This window comes from Allobosea vaviloviae (genome assembly GCF_001298265.1).
In the GTDB taxonomy this organism is placed as follows: domain Bacteria; phylum Pseudomonadota; class Alphaproteobacteria; order Rhizobiales; family Beijerinckiaceae; genus Allobosea; species Allobosea vaviloviae_B.
In genome coordinates, this window is sequence record NZ_LGSZ01000042.1 from 20756 (window position 1) to 38066 (window position 17311).

General features: G+C 68.3%; 22 protein-coding genes. 6 read left to right on the top strand and 16 right to left on the bottom strand.

Annotated elements, in window-relative coordinates; all coding sequences use genetic code 11:
- The first annotated feature begins 28 nt into the window (after positions 1 to 28).
- The 4 genes from ubiV (at position 29) to AE618_RS13620 (ending at position 3152) form a co-directional block, all read left to right on the top strand.
- Positions 29 to 925 (top strand): ubiquinone anaerobic biosynthesis protein UbiV, encoded by an 897-nt coding sequence (ubiV, locus tag AE618_RS13605; RefSeq protein ID WP_054209671.1) that lies wholly within the window; start codon positions 29 to 31, stop codon positions 923 to 925.
- An 18-nt stretch (positions 926 to 943) separates the two neighbouring features.
- Positions 944 to 1321, top strand: coding sequence for a hypothetical protein (locus tag AE618_RS13610; RefSeq protein ID WP_248310866.1), 378 nt, complete (start codon positions 944 to 946; stop codon positions 1319 to 1321).
- Between the two features lie 136 nt (positions 1322 to 1457).
- Positions 1458 to 1886: a pseudoazurin gene (locus AE618_RS13615; RefSeq protein WP_054209622.1), complete on the top strand. Its 429-nt coding sequence runs from the start codon at positions 1458 to 1460 to the stop codon at positions 1884 to 1886.
- A 60-nt stretch (positions 1887 to 1946) separates the two neighbouring features.
- Positions 1947 to 3152 carry an NnrS family protein gene (locus AE618_RS13620; protein ID WP_054209623.1) on the top strand — a complete coding sequence of 402 codons (1206 nt, stop codon included), beginning with the start codon at positions 1947 to 1949 and terminating at the stop codon, positions 3150 to 3152.
- A 72-nt stretch (positions 3153 to 3224) separates the two neighbouring features.
- On the opposite strand, the gene AE618_RS13625 is transcribed toward AE618_RS13620, so the two are convergent.
- From AE618_RS13625 to AE618_RS13650, 6 genes are all read right to left on the bottom strand, one after another.
- Positions 3225 to 4436, bottom strand: coding sequence for an NnrS family protein (locus AE618_RS13625; protein ID WP_054209624.1), 1212 nt, complete (start codon positions 4434 to 4436; stop codon positions 3225 to 3227).
- Positions 4433 to 5173 (bottom strand): ABC transporter ATP-binding protein, encoded by a 741-nt coding sequence (locus AE618_RS13630; RefSeq protein ID WP_248310867.1) that lies wholly within the window; start codon positions 5171 to 5173, stop codon positions 4433 to 4435. Before AE618_RS13630 ends, AE618_RS13625 begins: the two co-directional genes overlap by 4 nt.
- The gene (locus tag AE618_RS13635; RefSeq protein WP_054209626.1) at positions 5170 to 5979 is read right to left on the bottom strand and encodes an ABC transporter permease; all 810 of its coding nucleotides are present in this window, start codon (positions 5977 to 5979) and stop codon (positions 5170 to 5172) included. Before AE618_RS13635 ends, AE618_RS13630 begins: the two co-directional genes overlap by 4 nt.
- Before the next feature lie 4 nt (positions 5980 to 5983).
- A complete protein-coding gene (locus AE618_RS13640; RefSeq protein WP_054209627.1) occupies positions 5984 to 6952 on the bottom strand; it encodes an ABC transporter substrate-binding protein in 969 nt (322 codons plus the stop codon).
- A 63-nt stretch (positions 6953 to 7015) separates the two neighbouring features.
- Positions 7016 to 9274 (bottom strand): TonB-dependent receptor family protein, encoded by a 2259-nt coding sequence (locus AE618_RS13645; RefSeq protein ID WP_054209628.1) that lies wholly within the window; start codon positions 9272 to 9274, stop codon positions 7016 to 7018.
- A gap of 35 nt (positions 9275 to 9309) precedes the next feature.
- The gene (locus tag AE618_RS13650) at positions 9310 to 9783 is read right to left on the bottom strand and encodes a group III truncated hemoglobin (protein WP_197280778.1); all 474 of its coding nucleotides are present in this window, start codon (positions 9781 to 9783) and stop codon (positions 9310 to 9312) included.
- 83 nt (positions 9784 to 9866) lie between these two features.
- On the opposite strand from AE618_RS13650, the gene AE618_RS13655 reads away from it, so the two are divergent.
- Together AE618_RS13655 and AE618_RS13660 are read left to right on the top strand one after the other, a co-directional pair.
- Positions 9867 to 10304, top strand: coding sequence for an RrF2 family transcriptional regulator (locus AE618_RS13655; protein ID WP_054209629.1), 438 nt, complete (start codon positions 9867 to 9869; stop codon positions 10302 to 10304).
- 10 nt (positions 10305 to 10314) lie between these two features.
- Positions 10315 to 10596 carry a DUF6522 family protein gene (locus tag AE618_RS13660; RefSeq protein ID WP_054209630.1) on the top strand — a complete coding sequence of 94 codons (282 nt, stop codon included), beginning with the start codon at positions 10315 to 10317 and terminating at the stop codon, positions 10594 to 10596.
- Positions 10597 to 10626: 30 nt separating this feature from the next.
- Here AE618_RS13660 and AE618_RS13665 read toward each other — a convergent pair whose 3' ends face one another.
- The 10 genes from AE618_RS13665 to AE618_RS28500 all read right to left on the bottom strand — a co-directional run bounded on the left by AE618_RS13665 (position 10627) and on the right by AE618_RS28500 (position 17303).
- Entirely contained in the window at positions 10627 to 11322 is a 696-nt protein-coding gene (locus AE618_RS13665) for a Crp/Fnr family transcriptional regulator (protein WP_054209673.1), read from the bottom strand.
- A gap of 136 nt (positions 11323 to 11458) precedes the next feature.
- Positions 11459 to 11722, bottom strand: coding sequence for a hypothetical protein (locus AE618_RS13670; protein ID WP_054209631.1), 264 nt, complete (start codon positions 11720 to 11722; stop codon positions 11459 to 11461).
- 1 nt (position 11723) lies between these two features.
- Positions 11724 to 12278: a cytochrome c oxidase subunit 3 family protein gene (locus AE618_RS13675; RefSeq protein WP_248310870.1), complete on the bottom strand. Its 555-nt coding sequence runs from the start codon at positions 12276 to 12278 to the stop codon at positions 11724 to 11726.
- Positions 12275 to 13159 carry an SUMF1/EgtB/PvdO family nonheme iron enzyme gene (locus AE618_RS13680; RefSeq protein WP_054209633.1) on the bottom strand — a complete coding sequence of 295 codons (885 nt, stop codon included), beginning with the start codon at positions 13157 to 13159 and terminating at the stop codon, positions 12275 to 12277. The genes AE618_RS13675 and AE618_RS13680 overlap by 4 nt, the downstream gene beginning before the upstream one ends.
- Positions 13160 to 13219: 60 nt before the next feature.
- The gene (gene nirK / locus AE618_RS13685) at positions 13220 to 14350 is read right to left on the bottom strand and encodes a copper-containing nitrite reductase (protein ID WP_054209634.1); all 1131 of its coding nucleotides are present in this window, start codon (positions 14348 to 14350) and stop codon (positions 13220 to 13222) included.
- A 135-nt stretch (positions 14351 to 14485) separates the two neighbouring features.
- Positions 14486 to 14770, bottom strand: coding sequence for a metal-sulfur cluster assembly factor (locus AE618_RS13690; RefSeq protein WP_054209635.1), 285 nt, complete (start codon positions 14768 to 14770; stop codon positions 14486 to 14488).
- The gene (locus tag AE618_RS13695) at positions 14767 to 15309 is read right to left on the bottom strand and encodes a DUF2249 domain-containing protein (RefSeq protein ID WP_054209636.1); all 543 of its coding nucleotides are present in this window, start codon (positions 15307 to 15309) and stop codon (positions 14767 to 14769) included. The genes AE618_RS13690 and AE618_RS13695 overlap by 4 nt, the downstream gene beginning before the upstream one ends.
- Positions 15272 to 16663 carry a hypothetical protein gene (locus AE618_RS13700; RefSeq protein ID WP_210166459.1) on the bottom strand — a complete coding sequence of 464 codons (1392 nt, stop codon included), beginning with the start codon at positions 16661 to 16663 and terminating at the stop codon, positions 15272 to 15274. The genes AE618_RS13695 and AE618_RS13700 overlap by 38 nt, the downstream gene beginning before the upstream one ends.
- Before the next feature lie 38 nt (positions 16664 to 16701).
- Entirely contained in the window at positions 16702 to 17004 is a 303-nt protein-coding gene (locus tag AE618_RS13705) for a DUF2249 domain-containing protein (protein WP_054209638.1), read from the bottom strand.
- Positions 17005 to 17147: 143 nt separating this feature from the next.
- Positions 17148 to 17303, bottom strand: coding sequence for a hypothetical protein (locus AE618_RS28500; RefSeq protein WP_197280779.1), 156 nt, complete (start codon positions 17301 to 17303; stop codon positions 17148 to 17150).
- Between the last annotated feature and the right edge of the window lie 8 nt (positions 17304 to 17311).

Sequence of the window (17311 nt, forward strand, 5' to 3'; positions counted from 1 at the left end):
CGGGCGCGGCCGGATGAAGGAACAGGCGATGCAACTCACCCTCGGACCCGTGCTCTATCACTGGTCACCCGAGCGCTGGCGCGATTTCCACTACCGGATCGCCGACGAGGCGCAGGTCGAGACCGTGGTGGTCGGCGAGGCGGTCTGCTCCAAGCGCGCGCCCTTCAAGCAGGACTACCTGCCCGGCGTGGTCGAACGGCTCGAGGCCGCCGGGAAGCGGGTCGTGCACGCCTCCCTCATTCTGGTCTCGCTCGCGCGCGAGCGTCGCCAGACCCGTGAGCTCATGGCGTCGGACGAGGTTATGGTCGAGGTCAACGACCTGACCTGCCTCGCCTCGCTGGCGAACCGGCCGCACGCGATCGGCCCCTTCGTCAATGTCTACAACGAGGCCACGGCGCGTTTCCTGGCGGCGCGCGGGGCGACGCGCATCTGCCTGCCGCCGGAGCTGCCGCTCTCGGCCGTCGACGCGATCGCCGCGGCGCTGACCGACACCGCGATCGAGGTCTTCGCCTTCGGCAAGGTGCCGCTCGCGATCTCGGCGCGCTGCTATCACGCTCGCGCGCACAAGCTCAGCAAGGACAATTGCCGCTTCGTCTGCGAGCTGGATGCGGACGGCATGCCGGTGCGGACGCTCGACGACGCGGACTTCCTGTCGGTGAACGGCGTCCAGACGCTGTCGCATAGCTGCGCCAGCCTGCTGCGCGACATTCCGGCGCTGCGCCAGGCGGGCGTCGCCTCGCTGCGGCTTTCGCCCCAGGATTGCGACATGGTCGCGGTCGCGCAATTGTTTCGCGATGCCATCGACGGGCGCCTCGATGCCGCCGAGGCCGAGCGGCGTCTTGGCGCGGTCTACCCCGGCATCCCCTTCGCCAATGGCTTCCTGCACGCCGTTCCCGGCCATGTCCGCGCGGGACCCGGGATCTGAAACATCGATCCAGAGGGGATGAAAATGAAAAGCGAGCGCAGCGACGGAACGTATCATACTGCGGAGCGGATCGCCCCCGGCACGCTTGCCAGCGAGCTGATCGGCCGGCTGCGTCAGATTCTGTTGCCCATGGGGCTCGACTGCGCTTGCCGGGACATGCTCGGGGGAGCACTCGAGCGCTTCGACCTGCTCGAACGACGGCGTGAAGCGCGCCGGCAGCTTGCCCAGGCGCGTGATCACAAGGACCGGATCCTGGCGCTTCTGTCCTTCCTGTCCGACCTGGACAGCGTGACCGAGATCGAAAAGGACCGCACCGTGTTCGAGGAGATGGCGCTGCTCTTCCTGGAAATCGGGCGCAGCGCCGAGGCGGGCGCGGCGGCGCTGCGCGAGCTGTAGCGCGAGGCCGAAACGGCAAGTCCGACCCGGCAAACCGCGGATGGTTGCGTTTCCGCAAATTCTCGGCGGGCCGCACCCGCTAATTTCTTTCGCAGTGCAGCAAGGGACGTATCAGCTGCCGCGAAGGAGAAGACAGATGTTCAGGACGATTCTGGCGGGCGCGCTGATGACGCTGGCGGCTGCCGGCGCGAATGCCGCCGAGGTCGAGGTCAAGATGCTCAACAAGGGGGCCGCCGGAGTGATGGTGTTCGAGCCCGCCCTCGTGAAGATCTCTCCCGGCGACACGGTGAAGTTCGTGCCCACCGACAAGAGCCACAATGCCGAGAGCATTCCCGAAATGCTGCCGGCTGGCGCCGAGCCCTTCCTCGGCAAGATGAACGAGCAAATCGACGTCACCTTCAAGGACAGCGGTCTCTATGGCATCCGGTGCAAGCCGCATTACGGCATGGGCATGGTGGCGCTGATCGTGGTCGGGGAACCGACCAATCTCGAAGCAGCCGCCGCGGCCAAGCACTCGGGCAAGGCCAAGCAGGTCTTTGCCGACCTGATCGGCAAGGCGAAGTAGCAGCAGACTGTCTGCGGGCGTGGCCACCGGGCCGCGCCCAATCACGCGAGGACGAAGATCATGGCACCCATCCCGAGAATGCGGGCCTATGAGGGGCCGGCGTTCCTGTCCTACGGCTTTCGACCGCTGTTCCTGCTCGCAGCCCTGCAGGCCGGGCTGACGATCCTGGTCTGGCTGCCGTTCGTCGCGGGAAGGCTCGCCGTCCCGACCGCCTTCCACCCGGTCGACTGGCATGTCCACGAGATGCTCTTCGGCTATCAGGCGGCAGCGATCGGGGGCTTCCTGCTGACGGCGATTCCGAACTGGACCGGACGACTGCCGGTCCAGGGCACACCCCTGCTCGTGCTGGTCGTCGCCTGGTTCGCGGGCAGAATCGCCGTCGTGGGGTCAGCCTGGATCGGCTGGCAGCTTGCCATGGCGATCGACGCATCCTTCCTCATCCTGCTCGCTGCCGCGGCGACGCGGGAGATCGTCGCCGGGCGCAACTGGCGCAATCTCAAGGTCGTCGGGCTGGTCTGCCTGCTGCTCGCGGCGAATATCGCCTTTCATCTCGAAGCCGCTCTCCTGGGCGGTGCGGACTATGCGCGGCGCTTCGCCGTCGCCACCGTCCTGCTGCTGGTCTCGCTCGTCGCCGGCCGCGTCGTGCCCAGCTTCACGCGTAATTGGCTGGCGCCGCGCGGCGAGGGCCGCCTGCCGGCTCCCTTCGGCGGTTACGACAAGGCGGTTCTGGCGGCCAGCGCGCTTGCCCTGTGCCTATGGATCGTCATTCCGGATTCGGCCGCCAGCGGAGCATTTCTTCTCACCTGCGCGCTGCTCCATGCCGTCAGGCTGGGCCGCTGGGCCGGCGAGCGCACCTGGCGCAATCCGCTGCTTGGCATCCTCCATGTCGGCTATCTGTTCGTGCCTGTCGGCTTCCTGCTGACGGCGGCCGCGAGCTTCGGGCTCGCGGCACCGGGCGCCGGCCTCCATGCCTGGACGGCGGGCGCCTTCGGCATCATGACGCTGGCAGTGATGTCGCGCGCCAGCCTCGGACATACCGGGCGCCCGCTCGTCGCCACGGCGGCGACGCAAGCCTGCTACGCCCTGGCCGTGATCGGCACCGTCGCGCGCATCTGCTCGGCACTCGGCCATGCACCCGGCGTGCTGCTGCATGTCGCCGGCCTGTGCTGGTCGCTGGCATTTCTGGGCTTCGCGCTGGCTTACTGGCCCGTGCTCACCGGCGCGCGGCTCGGGCCCAAGGCGGGAGCCGTGCCGGGCCGGGCCTAGAGGCGGCGCCCGTCCCGAGGCACGGTCCGGGTTCACGCGTCCCCGCATGGCGATCGTTCCTCCCTCGGCGCTTCAGCCGCAACCATCCTTGCCCTTGAGCGAATTGGTGAGGATGGGCCAGAAGCCGACGAGCCAGATGGCGAAGGACGCCGACCACAGCGTCGCCGCCAGCGTGTAGTGCAGGCCGATCCAGGCCGTGCCGATGCCCAATTCGGGCAGGACGCGAGCGAGGCCGGCGCAGGCCATGAGGACGAGCGCGACTTTCGCGATCGGGGGCAGGACGAGATCCCGGCCGCTATGGCGCAGGCCGGCGATGACGAAGACAGCCATCACCGCGAGCCCCAGCGAGCCGACCGACAAAAGATGCAGACCGGTGCCGGCCGCGACGGGCGCGCCGAGGCCGGCAAGCCCGATCGCGAGGAAGCCGAGCCCGGCAGAGGCGTTGGCCCCGGCTAGCGCGAGCACCTCGAAGCGGAACACGGCCCGGCCGATGAACCATTCGGCGAGCCGGTCGAAGAAGGCCGCGGCGGCGGCCAGCGCCAGCCATGCGGGCACGGCCGAATCCGGCCAGAGCAGCGCGGCCGTGAGTTGCAGGCCGACGAGGCCGGCGGACAGGTTCTGGCGTCCGGGGTGCGGGCGGTAGGGCGTGGTCTCGCCGCTGGGATCGATAGCGTGGTTGACCACGACGACATTGATCCGGGCGATGGCGAGCGAAAGGAAGACGAGGAAGACGGCCAGCCCGGCATGGAGCAGCCGGCCCGACAGTTCGATATGGCCGGTGAACCAGGTGGCCCGGATCGCGGACTCGATCAGCGCGAAGAGTGCGATCCAGACCGCGAAGGAGCCGTGGCGGGTGCTGCGGCGTTCGATCAGCGCGCGCAGCATGTACCAGAACAGCAGTGCCAGGAAAGCCAGATCGGTCAGCGCGGCAAGCAGGATCAGCGCATCGGCGCCGACCATGCCAATCAGCCTGCCGGGCAGCCAGAAGAAGAGCAGCCAGAGTAGGGCGCCGCCGCTGCGGGCCTTGGTATCTGTCCATTCCGGCACGGCCGAGGAGAGGAAGCCGGCGAGCGCGGCGCCATAGGTGCCGAAGATCATCTCATGCGCATGCCACTGGCCGGGCGGCACCCGGTCGGCGAAGGGCAGGCCGAAACTGAACAGCGTTACCCAGGCGAGCGGCAGCAGCACGGCGTGGGCGGCGGCGACGGGGAAGAACAGCTTCAGCCCTTCCGCCAGAAGCGGATGGGTGGGCGGTGCGGCGCGCTCAGGGTGGTCACCGGTCATGCCGCTTCCCTGCCGCCGTCGAACAGATCGGCGAAGGCAGGATCCTTCGCCCAGTCCTGCACCGTCTCGAAGACGGCGCCGTCGTCGCGGCTTCCGGGAGCGCCGTCGAGGACGCGCTCAGCGACGAGGCCCTCCTGCCGGCCCGACAGCACGACGATGCGATGGGCGAGGCGGACCGCTTCCGAAAGGTCGTGGGTGACGAACAGGGCCGAGAATTTTTCGCGGGCCGAGGCGCCAATCACGAGATCCTGCAGCACGCGGCGCAGGCCGACATCGACGGCGGTGAAGGGCTCGTCGAAATAGATCATCTCGGGATCGATGGCGAGCGCGCGCGCCACGGCGGCGCGCTGGCGCATGCCGCCGGAAAGCTCGGCTGGGTACTTGTCGAGGTCGCGCCTGTGCAGGCCGACCTCGGCGGCACGCCGCTCCGCGCTCTCGCGCCGCCGACCCAGTGGGACGCCGGCCACGGCGAGCCCATAGGCAATGTTGTCGCGCGCCGTCATCCAGGGCAGCAGGCGGGGTTCCTGGAAGACGATCGCCTGGCGCCGATAGTGCCGCTGCACACGGCCGCGCAGCGGATCGATCAGGCCGGACGCGATCTGGAGCACGGTGGTCTTGCCGCAGCCGGAGGGGCCGACCAGCGCCACGACCTCGCCTTCGGCCAGGCAAAGCGACAGATCCTCGAAGACGGCGCGGCCGAGGAAGGCATGGCCGATGCGATCGAGCGTCAACCTCACCGCTTCACCCCCCAGGGCAGGCCGGCATGACGCCATTGCTCCAGCCGGTCGCGGACCGGCTGGAGCAGCGCGTATTCGCGGAAGAGCGCGAAGCCGAGGACGACGAGGACGATGGCGGTGACGCGCGGGATGTCGAACAGCGCCCGTGCGCTGGCGAGATCGCCGCCGAGCCCGCCGGCATTGGAGAGGAGTTCGGCCATCACCGTGACCTTCCAGGCGGAGCCGGCGGTCGTTGTCCAGGCCGGGAACAGGTAGGACACCAGATGCGGCGCGGTGACGGTGCGCAGCCGCATCCAGGAGCCGGCCCCGAAGGAGCGCGCCATCGCATCGAGCGTCCGGTCGCGGGTGGCGACGCCTTCCAGCCCTCCTGCGAAGGAGATCGGCAGCGAGGCGACGACGACGGTCAGCACGGCGGTGCCGCCATTGGCGCCGAACCAGATCAGCGCCAGCACGATCCAGGCGATCGGCGGCACGCCGAGAATGACGGTGACGATCGGGCGCATCAGCCGCATCGCGGCGAAGGAATAGCCCGCCGCGATGCCGGCGGCCGTGCCGATCAGGACCGAGAGCAGGAAGCCCAGCCCGGCGCGGAGGGCCGTCTCCGCAGCCGCATGGCGGAAGGCCGGATTGTGGACGAGATGGGCGACCTCGCGTCCCGTCTCCAGCGGCGAGGGCAGGATGAAGGAGCCGTAGAGTTCGTGTCCCGCCTGCCAGGCGGCGGCGAGGCAGAACAACCCGGCAGCGCCGGCCCAGCCCGACCAGAGATAACGGCCGGCCCAGCCGGCGAAGGCGAGTACGGTCGACATGGCGTTACAGGGCGTAGAAGGCATCGCCCGGCAGCTTGCCGCCGATGATGCGTGGATCCTCCTTGGCGAGGGCCTCGAACAACGCCTGGATATCGGCCCGTGCCGCCGATGCGGACTGGGCCGCGAGATTGCTGAAGGGGATGGCGCGCGCCAGGACCGGGCCGGGAAGCTGGAACAGGCCGGCTGCCTCCGAGGCCGTAGTGGATGGATCGGCCAGCACGGCAGGCAGCGCAGTCTCCAGGCTGCGCTGGAGCAGGGCGATGCCCTCGGCGCCGATCTGCACCGTCAGCGCATCGGTGATGGCGAGCCCGGCCTGCGGCAGGGTCTTGCTTCCCGTGGCGGCGGTCCAGGCCTTGCGCGTGTCGATGGCGCGCTTCAGCGGCTTGCCGCGCAGGCTCGACAGCAGGATGGAGCCGGCGGCCGCGGGCTCGGACAGCAGCGCCGCGTCGGCTCGGTCGCCGAGCAGAAGCTGGATCGCCTCGGGCGGGGTTCCGGAATAGTCGATTGTCAGATCGGCCGGCGCGATGCCCTCGCTCGCGAGCAGGCGGCGGAAGACGAAGTCGGGCATGTCGTTCTTGAACGGCACCGCAACCCGCTTGCCCTTGAGGTCGGCCAGCGTCGCGACCGAGCCCTCCGGCGCGACGACATAGAGCAGCCCCTGCGTCAGGATGTTGGCGAGGCGGATGCCGAGCCCGCGATTATACAAATTGGCGGCGACATAGCTCGGCACGACCACGGCCTTCATGCTGCCGGAGCTGATGCCGGCGCGCATCTCGTCGGGCGTGCGCCAGATACGGACTTCCACCGGGACGGGGAGCGTCTTCAGCATTTCGTCCTTCGCCGCGCGAACGAGCAGCAGGCTCGGGCTCGCCGGCGGACCCCAGAGCACGAGCGGCTCGGCAGAGCGGGCGACATGCGGCATGGCGATGGCGGCAGCAGAGGCTGCGGCGAGGAAGCGGCGACGATCGAGCATGGCGGTTTCCTTGGCGTGCCGGTCCCTGGCGGGGCGCACGGGGGGCGAATGCTGTTGGAAGGTTCAGAACTTCGCTTTCAGCCCGGCATAGAAGGCGCGGCCGTTTCCCGGCAGGAAGGCGGCCTGGTCCGGGCGCGCCTGATCGACGATCAGGGTCGAGGAGGCATAGGTCTTGTCGAAGACGTTGCTGACCTCGCCGAACATGGTGAGGTGCTCGTTCAGCCGATACTCGGTGCGCAGGTCGACCAGCGCATAGGGGTCGGCATAGAGCGTGTTCATATTGTCGACCGGCGTCTTCTCCGGGTTCCAGCGCAGGCCGGCCTGAACCATCCAGGCCTCGGTCGCCTGATACTGCAGCGTCGCGTTGATCAGGTGGCGGGGCGCGCCGGCGAGGCGGTTGTCGCCGCGCACCGGGTCGTTGTCGAAGCGGAAGTCCTGATAGGTATAGGCGAGGCGCCCTGTCAGCCGGTCGAGCAGGCGGGCACCGAGCCCGAGCTCGACGCCGAAATGCGTGGTCTTGTCGGCATTGATCGCGCCGAGCGAGGCGCCGGTGGCGTCGCGCAGGCCGAGCAACTCCTTGTCGACCCAGGAATAATAGACGACGCCGTCCCAGGAGACGTCGCCTTGGCGGCCGCGCCAGCCGCCTTCCAGCGTGGTTGCGGTCTGGGCCTTCAGCGCGGGTGTGGAGAAGGTGTCGGAGGGCGTGGCCGGATTGGCCGGGTTCGGCCGGCCAGGGCTGCTGTTGGGTGTCCCGTTGATGGTCGCCAGTAGATCCTCATGGGTCGGCGGCTCGAAGCTTCGGGAGAGCGCCGCGAAGACGATCTGGTTGGCATCGGGCCGGAAACTGACGCTCAGGCTGGGATTCCAGCCGTCATAGCTGCGCGAATAGCTGGAGTTCTGGCTGGCGACGGAACCGTTGGGCAGCAGCGTATAGGGCGAGGCCGGACTATAGGCGTTGGTCGGACGTCGGGCCGCGGCGTAGGTATCGGTATTGTCGCGCGTGGCATGGGAATAGGACAATGCCGGCGAGAACGTCACGCTCTGCCAGACCGGGATGTTGAGCCCGGCATAGAGCGAGAGCGTGCTGGCATCGAGATCGCTTTCGCCGAAGAGCGCCCCCCTGGTGCCGCCCTGGTTGAGGTAGTTCTCGCGCCGAGCCGAGCCGATCACATATTGCGCCGTGGTCTCGAACAGCGGCAGCGCCGCGCTCCCGACGGGCTTGTAGGCATAGCGCGCGACGCCGGTGAAATCCCCGCCCTTGGTCACCCTGACGCCCGATGAGATCGGGAAGCGGAACATGTCGTCGGTATAGGTGTAGCCAAGGCCGAGATCGAACAGATGCGGCCCGTATTCAGCCGTGGTGCGCGAGCCGACGAAGAACTGTTGCGCCTCGCGCCGGGGTCGGTCGCGCAGGACGTTCGGTCCCGGATCGACCGCGACGCCCGCGACCACACGCGGGCCGCCATGGACCTGCGTCGGATCGGCGCGCAGGCCCTGCTTGGTCAGCGGACCGGCGACATCGAAGCTCAAATCGGTATAGCCAGCGAAAAAGCGCGTCTTGATATTCTCCGTCAGGGCGACGCCGACATTGGCGCCGACGCTGACGCGCTGCGATTCGTTGTAGACGCGATAACCGTCGCGCCGGCTGATGTCGGCGTAGAGCAGGCCATCGACGCCGTCCTTGTTGAAGCCGGTCTGGCCGGACAGGTTGATCTGGCCGAAGCTTCCGCCCGAGATCTGGGCCTGCGAACCCGGCGCGCTGCTGCCTGTCGGCGAGACGAAGTTGAGCGCGCCCCCGAGCACGGTGGCGCCGAGCCGGTGCGAGGTCTGGCCGCGATAGACCTCGACGGACTGGGCCTGCTGCGGGTTGGCGAGGCCCACGATGTAGGAGCCATCCGCGCGGTTGAGCGGCAGGCCGTCGCGCAGCACGAGAATGCCGCGCTCGACCGGGTTCTGCTGCAGGCCGCAGCCGCGGATCTGGATGCGCGGCTGGTCGTTGCCGCCGAAGAATTCCTGGACGACCACGCCCGGCGCATCCTGGAGCACGCGAGCCAATGTGGGATTGCCCGTCTGCGGCAAATCATCGGCGGTCAACAGGGTCGCCCCGCCGGCCGTCGCGAAGAAGCGTTCGCGGACGAACAGGGGCACGGAGCCGGAATTGCCCTCGACCACGATCGTATCGAGCTGGATGGTCGAGCCAGGGCTCGCAGACTGCGCAAGGCAGGCGGCCGCCGAGGTCGTGAGCAGGAGCGTTACGGCCAGGAGGCGCAAACAGCCGTGCCCACCCCGATGGAGCCGTCGCGGCCCGTCCAAGTCGTTCATCGCATTACCCCAGTTCTCAGTCGATCGCGGCAGTCTCAGTGACTGGCAGAGGCGTGGCACCCAGAGGCGTTGTCCGCGACGGGAGGCGGAGCGGCGCCGGCTGTGCCGGCACGCCTGGGCAGGCACAGGGCCTTGTCGCCAATATTCAGGCCGACCTGCAGGCTCTCGGCGATGCGATGGGCCTTGTCGACGAACACGGCGGCCGCTTGCCCGGCGCAGAGGTCAGCCACGGTCGCCTCGAACAGGGCCAGCCAGCGCCTGAAATGCTCGGGCCCTAGGCCGAGCGGCTGGTGCGCGACGTGGGGCTGGCCGCGATAGCGACCGCTCATGAGCACGACGGACGACCAGAACGCGGTCATGGCGGCCAGATGCCTGTCCCAACGGCCGGCGAGACGGCTTTCGAAGATCGGTCCAAGCATGACGTCTTCGCGAATGCGGGCATAGAAGACCTGCATTAGCCGCTCGACGAGGGCCTCGGACAGTTCCTGCGGCAGATCGGGGTTGGGCACGGCACTCTCACAAAGAGGTATCTATAATGCCTCTTTTCTTACTGCCTAAAACAGGTACTGTAATTGCCTGTTTGGGGCCTTCGATGAGACTGACAGCGCACACCGACTATGGCCTGCGGATGCTGATGGCGCTCGCTGTCTCCAGCGACAGGCTCGTCACGATCGAGGAGATCGCGGACCGCAACCGGATATCGCGCAATCATCTGATGAAGGTGGCACAGTCGCTCGTCGGGCTCGGCCTCGTCAGGAGCGTGCGGGGCCGCGGAGGGGGACTCACCCTGGCAAGGGATCCCGCGACGATCCGCATGGGCACCGTTGCGCGCGCCCTGGAGGCGGATATGGATCTGGTCGCTTGTCTGGGGGACGAGCCGGCGACCTGCATCTTCAGCGGCGCCTGCCGGCTGACCGGCGTCTTGCGGCAGGCATTGGATGCCTTCTTTGCCGAGATGGACCGGCTGACCCTTGCCGAACTCACCCAGAACCGGTCCGAGCTGCGCGAGCGGCTGGCTCTCTCGGCGTGAGGCGACAGACATGGCCGGCTTCGAATGGGACCAGGCGGGCGATGTGACGGTGGATGCGGCCTTGCTGGCGCGGCGCTTCGGCATGCCCGTCGCCGCTTTCCACCGGCTCATGGGCCAGGGCCGGGTCCATGGCCGCGTCGAGCTTGGGGATGGTGAGGATGCCGGCCGTCGCCGTGTCGCTCTGCGCTGCGGCAACCGCGTCTGGCAGGCGGTGCTCGATACCGAGGGACAGGTCGAAAGCGAGCAGATGCGCCATGTGCCGGGACGGCCGCCGGTGCGGCAGGGCGGCTAGGCTGGCGGCGCGGCACGCCGGCAGTGCAGGTCAGGCGCCCGTATCCTCCGCGAGCCGGGTCAGGCCCGGGATGTCGCGGACCAGGAGCTTCTGCCGTCCGCCCTCCACCAGCCCCTGCGTTTCCCAGGCGCTGAGAATGCGAGAAACGGTGTGCAGGGTCGTGCCGGTCATCTCGGCGATGTCGCGCCGCGAGATCGGGAAGTCGACGCTGGTCCCGCCCGGATCGGACCTGCCGGCCTGGTCGACCAGCCGCAGGACGGTATGGGCAACCCGCCGCTCGACCTCCTGCGTCGACATTTCGCGGATGCGGGTATGGGCTTCGTCGAGGCGCTGGCCGATGGTGCGGATCGCGTTCATCGCCAGATGCGGGTTCTCCTCGACGAAACTGTCCCAAGTCTCGGTCGGCCAGGCCGCCACGAGGCTGTCCACCGCTGCCGCCGCCGTGCCGGGGTAGTCGGGACGGCCGAGCGCGCGCGTAAAGCCGAACAAGTCGCCGGGGTGAACGACACGCACGATGATCTGCTGGCCGTCACGCGTGACCTGCATCACCTTCAGCCGGCCATGCAGCAGCAGATAGAAGGCATTGGCGGGATCGCCCTGCTCGAATACCGAGGCGCCCTGGGGAATGCGCCGGGCTGTGGCCTGCGCCGTGAGGCGGTCGAGCTGCGCTTCGCTCATCTTGGCGAACAGCGGAATGCTGCGAAAGACGCTGCGATCCATTGCCACCGTGATGCCATTCCTTTTGCCGGCCGGGTGAAACCGCTCGCGATGACGCGCGCCGCCGGTCTCTTCGCGGCGGATAAGATCGCAATCGCCTGCTGCCTTCAAGTGCGGCCCGATGGCTCAGCGCGCTCCGGCTGCGTCATCCGACGAGAGCGATCCGCAGTCCTGCCAGCCCAGCGAGGATGGATGCATAGCCGAGGAGTGCGGTCGTCATGGCCGTGCTCTCACGCTGCAGGCGCATAAAGCCCAGGACGATGAGGCACACCTTCGCCGCGCTCAGGGCCGCGATGACGGAGCCGCGCGGCCCTGCCGGCAGGACGGACGCGGCGAGAAGGTTGAGCCCGGTGGCGAGCAGCAGCGCGCACAGGACAGGCAATGGAGGGATGTCGCGAGGCAGGCGCATTTCAACCCAGATAGACGACGGGAAGGATCAGGATCCAGACCAGATCCACCAGATGCCAGATGGTGGCGACCGTCGCGACATGATGCGGGGATGGCCGCCAGGCCACGGCCAGAAGCAGCAGCGCCACGAACAGGACATGGGCAAGATGGAAGCCCGTGATCAGCAGGTAGAGCTCGGGCAGGCGGCTCTCGGCCGCCATGGCTGCTGCCGGAACCTCCCGGCCGAAGGCTGCGAGTTTGAGCGCGCAGAAGCCGAAGCCGCCGCCGGCCGCGGCGACGAGATTCAGGCGCGGGCGGCTGCCGAATGCGGCCAGCGCCGCGAAGAAGCCGCTGCCCAGCAGCGTAGCCGTGGCGAAACCCGCCAGCCTCATGTCGAGATGCCCATGCAGCGCCGCCAGCCCGTGCCGATCGAGCAGGCTCACGATCAGGAAGGCGCCCAGCAGCACGGCGAAGACGACGAGTTCGCTCCAGACGAGGATCCAGAGCAGAAGTTCCATGCCGCCCTCCGCGGGTGGCTGCGCGATGTCGGTGCCGGCCGAGTGCGGCAGGGCGCTCATGCCGGCAGCCATCCCCGCAGGATGGCCGGCAGCTTCTCATGCCAGCGTGGCTCCCTGACGAGGCGGAATCCGAGATTGTCGGGCGGGGTTCCCACGGAGCAACCACCGCTCTTGGGATTGCGGATGAAGAAGCTCATCATCGCACGATGCTGGCCCTCGACGACATAGATGCCGCAACTTCTCGTTGTGCCGACTGCGCTTCCGGCCGCGTCGAGCGCGACCCGGCGCAGGCAGGTCTGCGTCCATTCCCAGACATTGCCCGCCATGTCGTGGATGCCGTGCTCATTGATGCCGAAGCTTCCGGCCGGTCGTGGCCGCGGATCGCGGGTCTCCTTGCGCGAGGCTTCGCGTTCATAATCGAGGAGCCAGCGCCGGGCCGGGTTGGCGCCGTCGGGATCGAGTCCGCTGGCATCGTCGACGAAGCGCGAGCCCGCGGTATGAGCCCATTCCTGGTCCGTGGGCAGGCGCCAGACGGTGCCCGTCTCGCCGGACAGCCATTGCGCATAGGCGGTCGCGTCGGCGTGGCTGACGCCGGTCGCCGGCAGGTCGCCCCGCGGCGCCGGGCTGTCGAGATGTTTGCATGCGCCGGCCGCGACGCAGCGGACATAGTCCCCGGCCGTGACCTGATAACGCATGATCTCGATCGGCCCGTCGATCCTGATCGCGACGCGCGGCGCGTCGACCGGACGTCCGTCCCGGCTGTATTCGCCGTCGAGCCGGTGCAGGAGCGTCCCGGCCGGCACGATTGCCGTCTGGGGAAGCGGCAGGGTGCCCCTGGGCCGGGGCATGCCGCCCAGCAGCAGGCCGACGGCTGCCGTCGCGCAGAGAAGTCCGAGCGACATCGCGAGCGTCGGAAGCGAAAGTCGCAGCGACATGGCCATGGTGGATCTCCCTCGTCGAGGAGCGCGTCTCCCCGCCATGGCGGGGAGGCGCGGGACTGTTCAGATGCCGGCAGGGGCGCGGATCTGCTTCATCAGGGCGTCGTTCCATGCGCCCTCGACCTTGAAGTGCCCGGCGGCGCCGAGTTCGAAGGCCTCGATCAGGTTGTGGTTGACGTAGGCGTAGATGCCCGGCTGCAGGAAGGTGTAGAGCGCCGCTCCCGCGCAGCCGCCCGGGATGAACCAGGTCTCGAGGTCGCGCTCGGGCGGATTGCGGAACTTGCCCGATGCCCAGACATAGTCGCCATGGCCGCCGATCAGATGCGGGCGGGTATCGCGATTGGCCTGGGAATGCACGATCAGCACAGTTTCGCCGACCTTCGCGGTCAGGGCGTTCTTGCCGGTCAGCGCGCCGACCTTGCCGTTGAAGACGATATGGCTCGGGGTCAGCGTGCGCATCGTCTTGATCACGTCCTCATGCGCTTCGCCGGGGCTGGCGTAGCGCTTGAACTTTCCGTCTGCGCCGCGCGGCACGTAGAAGTCCTGTTCGCCGACATAGTAGACGCGGTCGTATTTTAGCGGCTTGCCCTGATGGTCCTTCAGCCCGTCGCGCGGCAGCACCATAACGGCGCCGTTCATGCCGGCGGTGACGTGCCAGGGCACCATGCCGGGAGGGGCGCAGTGATAGACGAAGACGCCCGGCCGCGTCGCCTTCCAGCGCAGCACGACCTTCTCGCCGGGGCCGACCTCCGTCAGCGCCCCGCCGCCGAGCGCGCCGGTCGAGGAATGGAAGTCGATGTTGTGCATCAACTCGTTCGTATCGGCGTTGATCAGCGTCAGCTCGACATAGTCGCCCTCATGGACGACCATCAGCGGGCCGGGCACGGTGCCGTTGAAGGTGAAGGCGAAGGTCTCGGTGCCGGCGTCGTCGAGCACGATCTTCTTCTCGTGGATCGTCATCTCGAACTCGACGACCTTCGGCCCGTCCGTCGCCACCTGCTGGTGGGCCTGGACGAAGGGCGGATCGACCAGCTTGGGCTTGACGCGCGGCAGCTTTGCTATGTCGGCGGCTGTGGCTCCGGTCAGCACGGCAGGCGCCTGTGCCTGCGCGGTCGCCGCCGACTGTGCGAGCGCGCCCGCTGCCGCCGCACCGGCCAGAACCGTCCGGCGGCTCAGTTTGAAGTCTTCGCCCATGGCGTGATCTCCTTGCCCAACCACCGAACATCGACCGGTCATGCAAGGTGTATTGCTCTGGGCGAAACGCTCTTTGTCGCAGCGCAACAAGTCGGGAAATTGCCGGTTCCGCCGGCCTTTTCGATCAAGGATTTTCTAGCCGGCGGCGATCATGGCCGGCGTCCAGGCGGGCTCGTAGATCAAGCTCACCTCGACCGAGGTAACGCCCCCGGCCGCGCCCGCTGCCATGGCGACGGCTTCCTTCAGAACGCCCGCGAGCGGGCAACCTCGCACAGTCGTGGTCATCCCGATGCGGACCGCTCCGTCGTCGGAGGCGGCGATCCCGTAGATCAAGCCGAGGTCGATCACGCTGCGCCCCATTTCAGGATCGACCACATCCCGCAAGGCGATCCGGACCGCTCGCTCCAGCATCGCGTTCATTCAGGCTTCGCCGTGTCGCCATGGCGGATCAGCAAACGAAAGGCCGTGCCGGCGGCGTCGAAATTGCCGGCCCATTCATGATGCCGCTTCGCCAGCTCCGGAAAGAGAAACAGCGGCTCGCGGGCCAGCAATGCGAACAGCACGTCGCCGGGCGCCAGCTCCTCCAGCGCCTCCAGGATGCGCACCATCGGCTCGGGAGGGTCGAGGTCGCCAAGATCGAGCTCCAGTATCGGATCTCCCCAGAACATGGCAGAGGGGCTGCTGCCGAAGGCCAGTCCTTCCGTGCTTTCCGCAGCGGCCACCGGCGAGAAAGTGACCTCCCAGTCGCCTTCGCCGAGCGCGCGGTCGCTGGCGGCGAAACCGCGATTGGCCATGACGGAAAACAGCGGCACCGGCCTGAATGGCGCCAGGAGGCGCAGCGGCTGACCCGGGGCAAGCGCCGCGACCGCCTCCATGATCGCCTGGAAGGGCTCTCCACCCGCGTGCATGATCGGCCGGACGTCAAGCTCTCGGGCCGGTGGTGGCTCGGATGGCGGCATCGGACTCTCTCCTCTTGCTGGGATCTGGCAGGAACAGCCGCGGGCGGTTGTGCGCGCGGGGCTGCCTGGCCGGTTCGATTTCGGCGAGGCACCGCACGCGGACGAGTTCGACCGCGATCCCCGCCGTTCCGGTCAGGCAGAGCAGCACCGCCGATCGGAACGCGACTTCCGACGTCAGGGCAAGTGCAAGCGTGCCGGCCGCGACGCCGCCGAAATAGAGCATGAACCACCAGCCCGTGCGCGGCATGGCGATGAGATCGCCCACGCGCGGCATTGCGGTGCGCCCGATCAGCGGCGCGTAGACCTCGAGCCAAGTCATGAAGGAGACGATCTTCACGAGCTGGGCCAGGGTCAGCCCGGAGAGCCAGCCGAAGACGAGCAGGAAGGCAAGCGCGGCGATCCATTCGTCGCCCGCCCCGCCTATCGCCGCCAGCGGCATCAGCGCGGCACCGAGGGCGAGCGCGGCGAAGGCCGCGACGCTTGCCAGCATGTTGATCTCCAAAGCCTTGCGGCGGCGCAAACGATAGAGCGCGAAGACGTCCCGGCCATAGATCGCGGTTGCGCTCGCAAGGCCTGCCAGGACGAGCCCGAGCGTGGCCGTCCCCGTTGCGACGCCGGCAAGGGCCGCGATGAGCCCGGCACCTGCGAGCGCGAGTGCGACGCCTGCGCAGGCCAGCACCAGCTCGGTCGTGCGCGGCGGCGTCTCGGGTGTCATCATGAACATGACCAATAGCTTGTAGCTGACGCCGAAGGCGGTGAGGCCGAGCCAGCCGCCGAGACCGAGCAGAGCGTGGAAGGGCAGCGCGTCAGCGAGCGAAGCGGCCGGGTCGAACCAGCCGGAGCGCCCGGCGAGAAGGGTGGCGAAGGCCGCGCCGCTCAGCACCGTCGCGGCGAGGCAGGCGAGGCCGGCGAGGACGAAACGCGGGAACAGGGCGAGCGGCCGGGCGCTCCCGATCGTGGTGGCAAGCATGAGGATCAGCAGGGCGAAGCCGATGCCGAGGGGCAGGACCGCCAGGGGCAGTAGGTCCAGCGGCCAGTCCGTCCAGCCCGCGAGCACGGTGAAGCCGGCGCAGAGCAGGCTGAGCCCCGCCAGGACAGCGAGCAGAGCCGGCAGGGCCAAGTGCGGGAAGGCGAGAGGGCGCGAGACCAGGACCGGCACGAACTGGAGCAATGCGCCGGCCATGGCGAGGCTGAGCCAGCCGATCGTCACGAGATGGACGACGATCAGCGTCGTGGGTTCGGTCGGGCCGGCCGCCGGATAACCGACGCCGGACACCAACAGGATTTCGGCCAGGACCAGACAGGCGAGCGCGGCCGCGAAGTAGCTCATCGTCCAGTGCGAAAGCGACGCCATCGGCATGGCCGCCTGTCTCCCAAGCGCGGAAGGCTATATCAGTGGCTGCAGGTGCAGGGATTGCCTTCGCCATGGCCGCCGCAATCGGCATCGCTGTCATTGCCGTCGCCCCTGCCGATCTCCACCTGCCAGTAGTGCGGCCCCTCGACGATGTAGGTCCAGGAATAGGCGCGGGGATAGCGCGCCTCGATCTGGCGCCGCAGCAGCGACGGATCGTGGTCGTTGACGATGCTGAAGGCCGCGCCCGGCTCCAAGGCCTCGATAATGCCGAAAATCGTGGCGTGGCGCACCGCCGGCGGGATCGTCCGGACATCGAGCGGCTCGAGGGGCAGTGTGTTCATGGGCGTGGCTCCGGCTGTGTCCCCGGATCTGGGGAGGCCGTGAGCCTAGCGGCGCGTCGCGCGCGGTAGTTTGTCGAACCTCAAACAGCGGCGATGTCTCTGCAAGCCTCGTTGCTCAGGCAAGCCTCTCTGGTCCAGCAGTCTCACTGTTCAAGGAAGAGCATCGTGGCGATGAGCAGCGAGATCAGGATGGCCGTGGCCACGCCGCCCTTCTGGAGCACGCCCATACGGTAGAATATCAGCGCCATGACGACGATGGCGGGCGTGGCGACGACGAGGCCGAACTGGGCATCGGTCATGACATCTC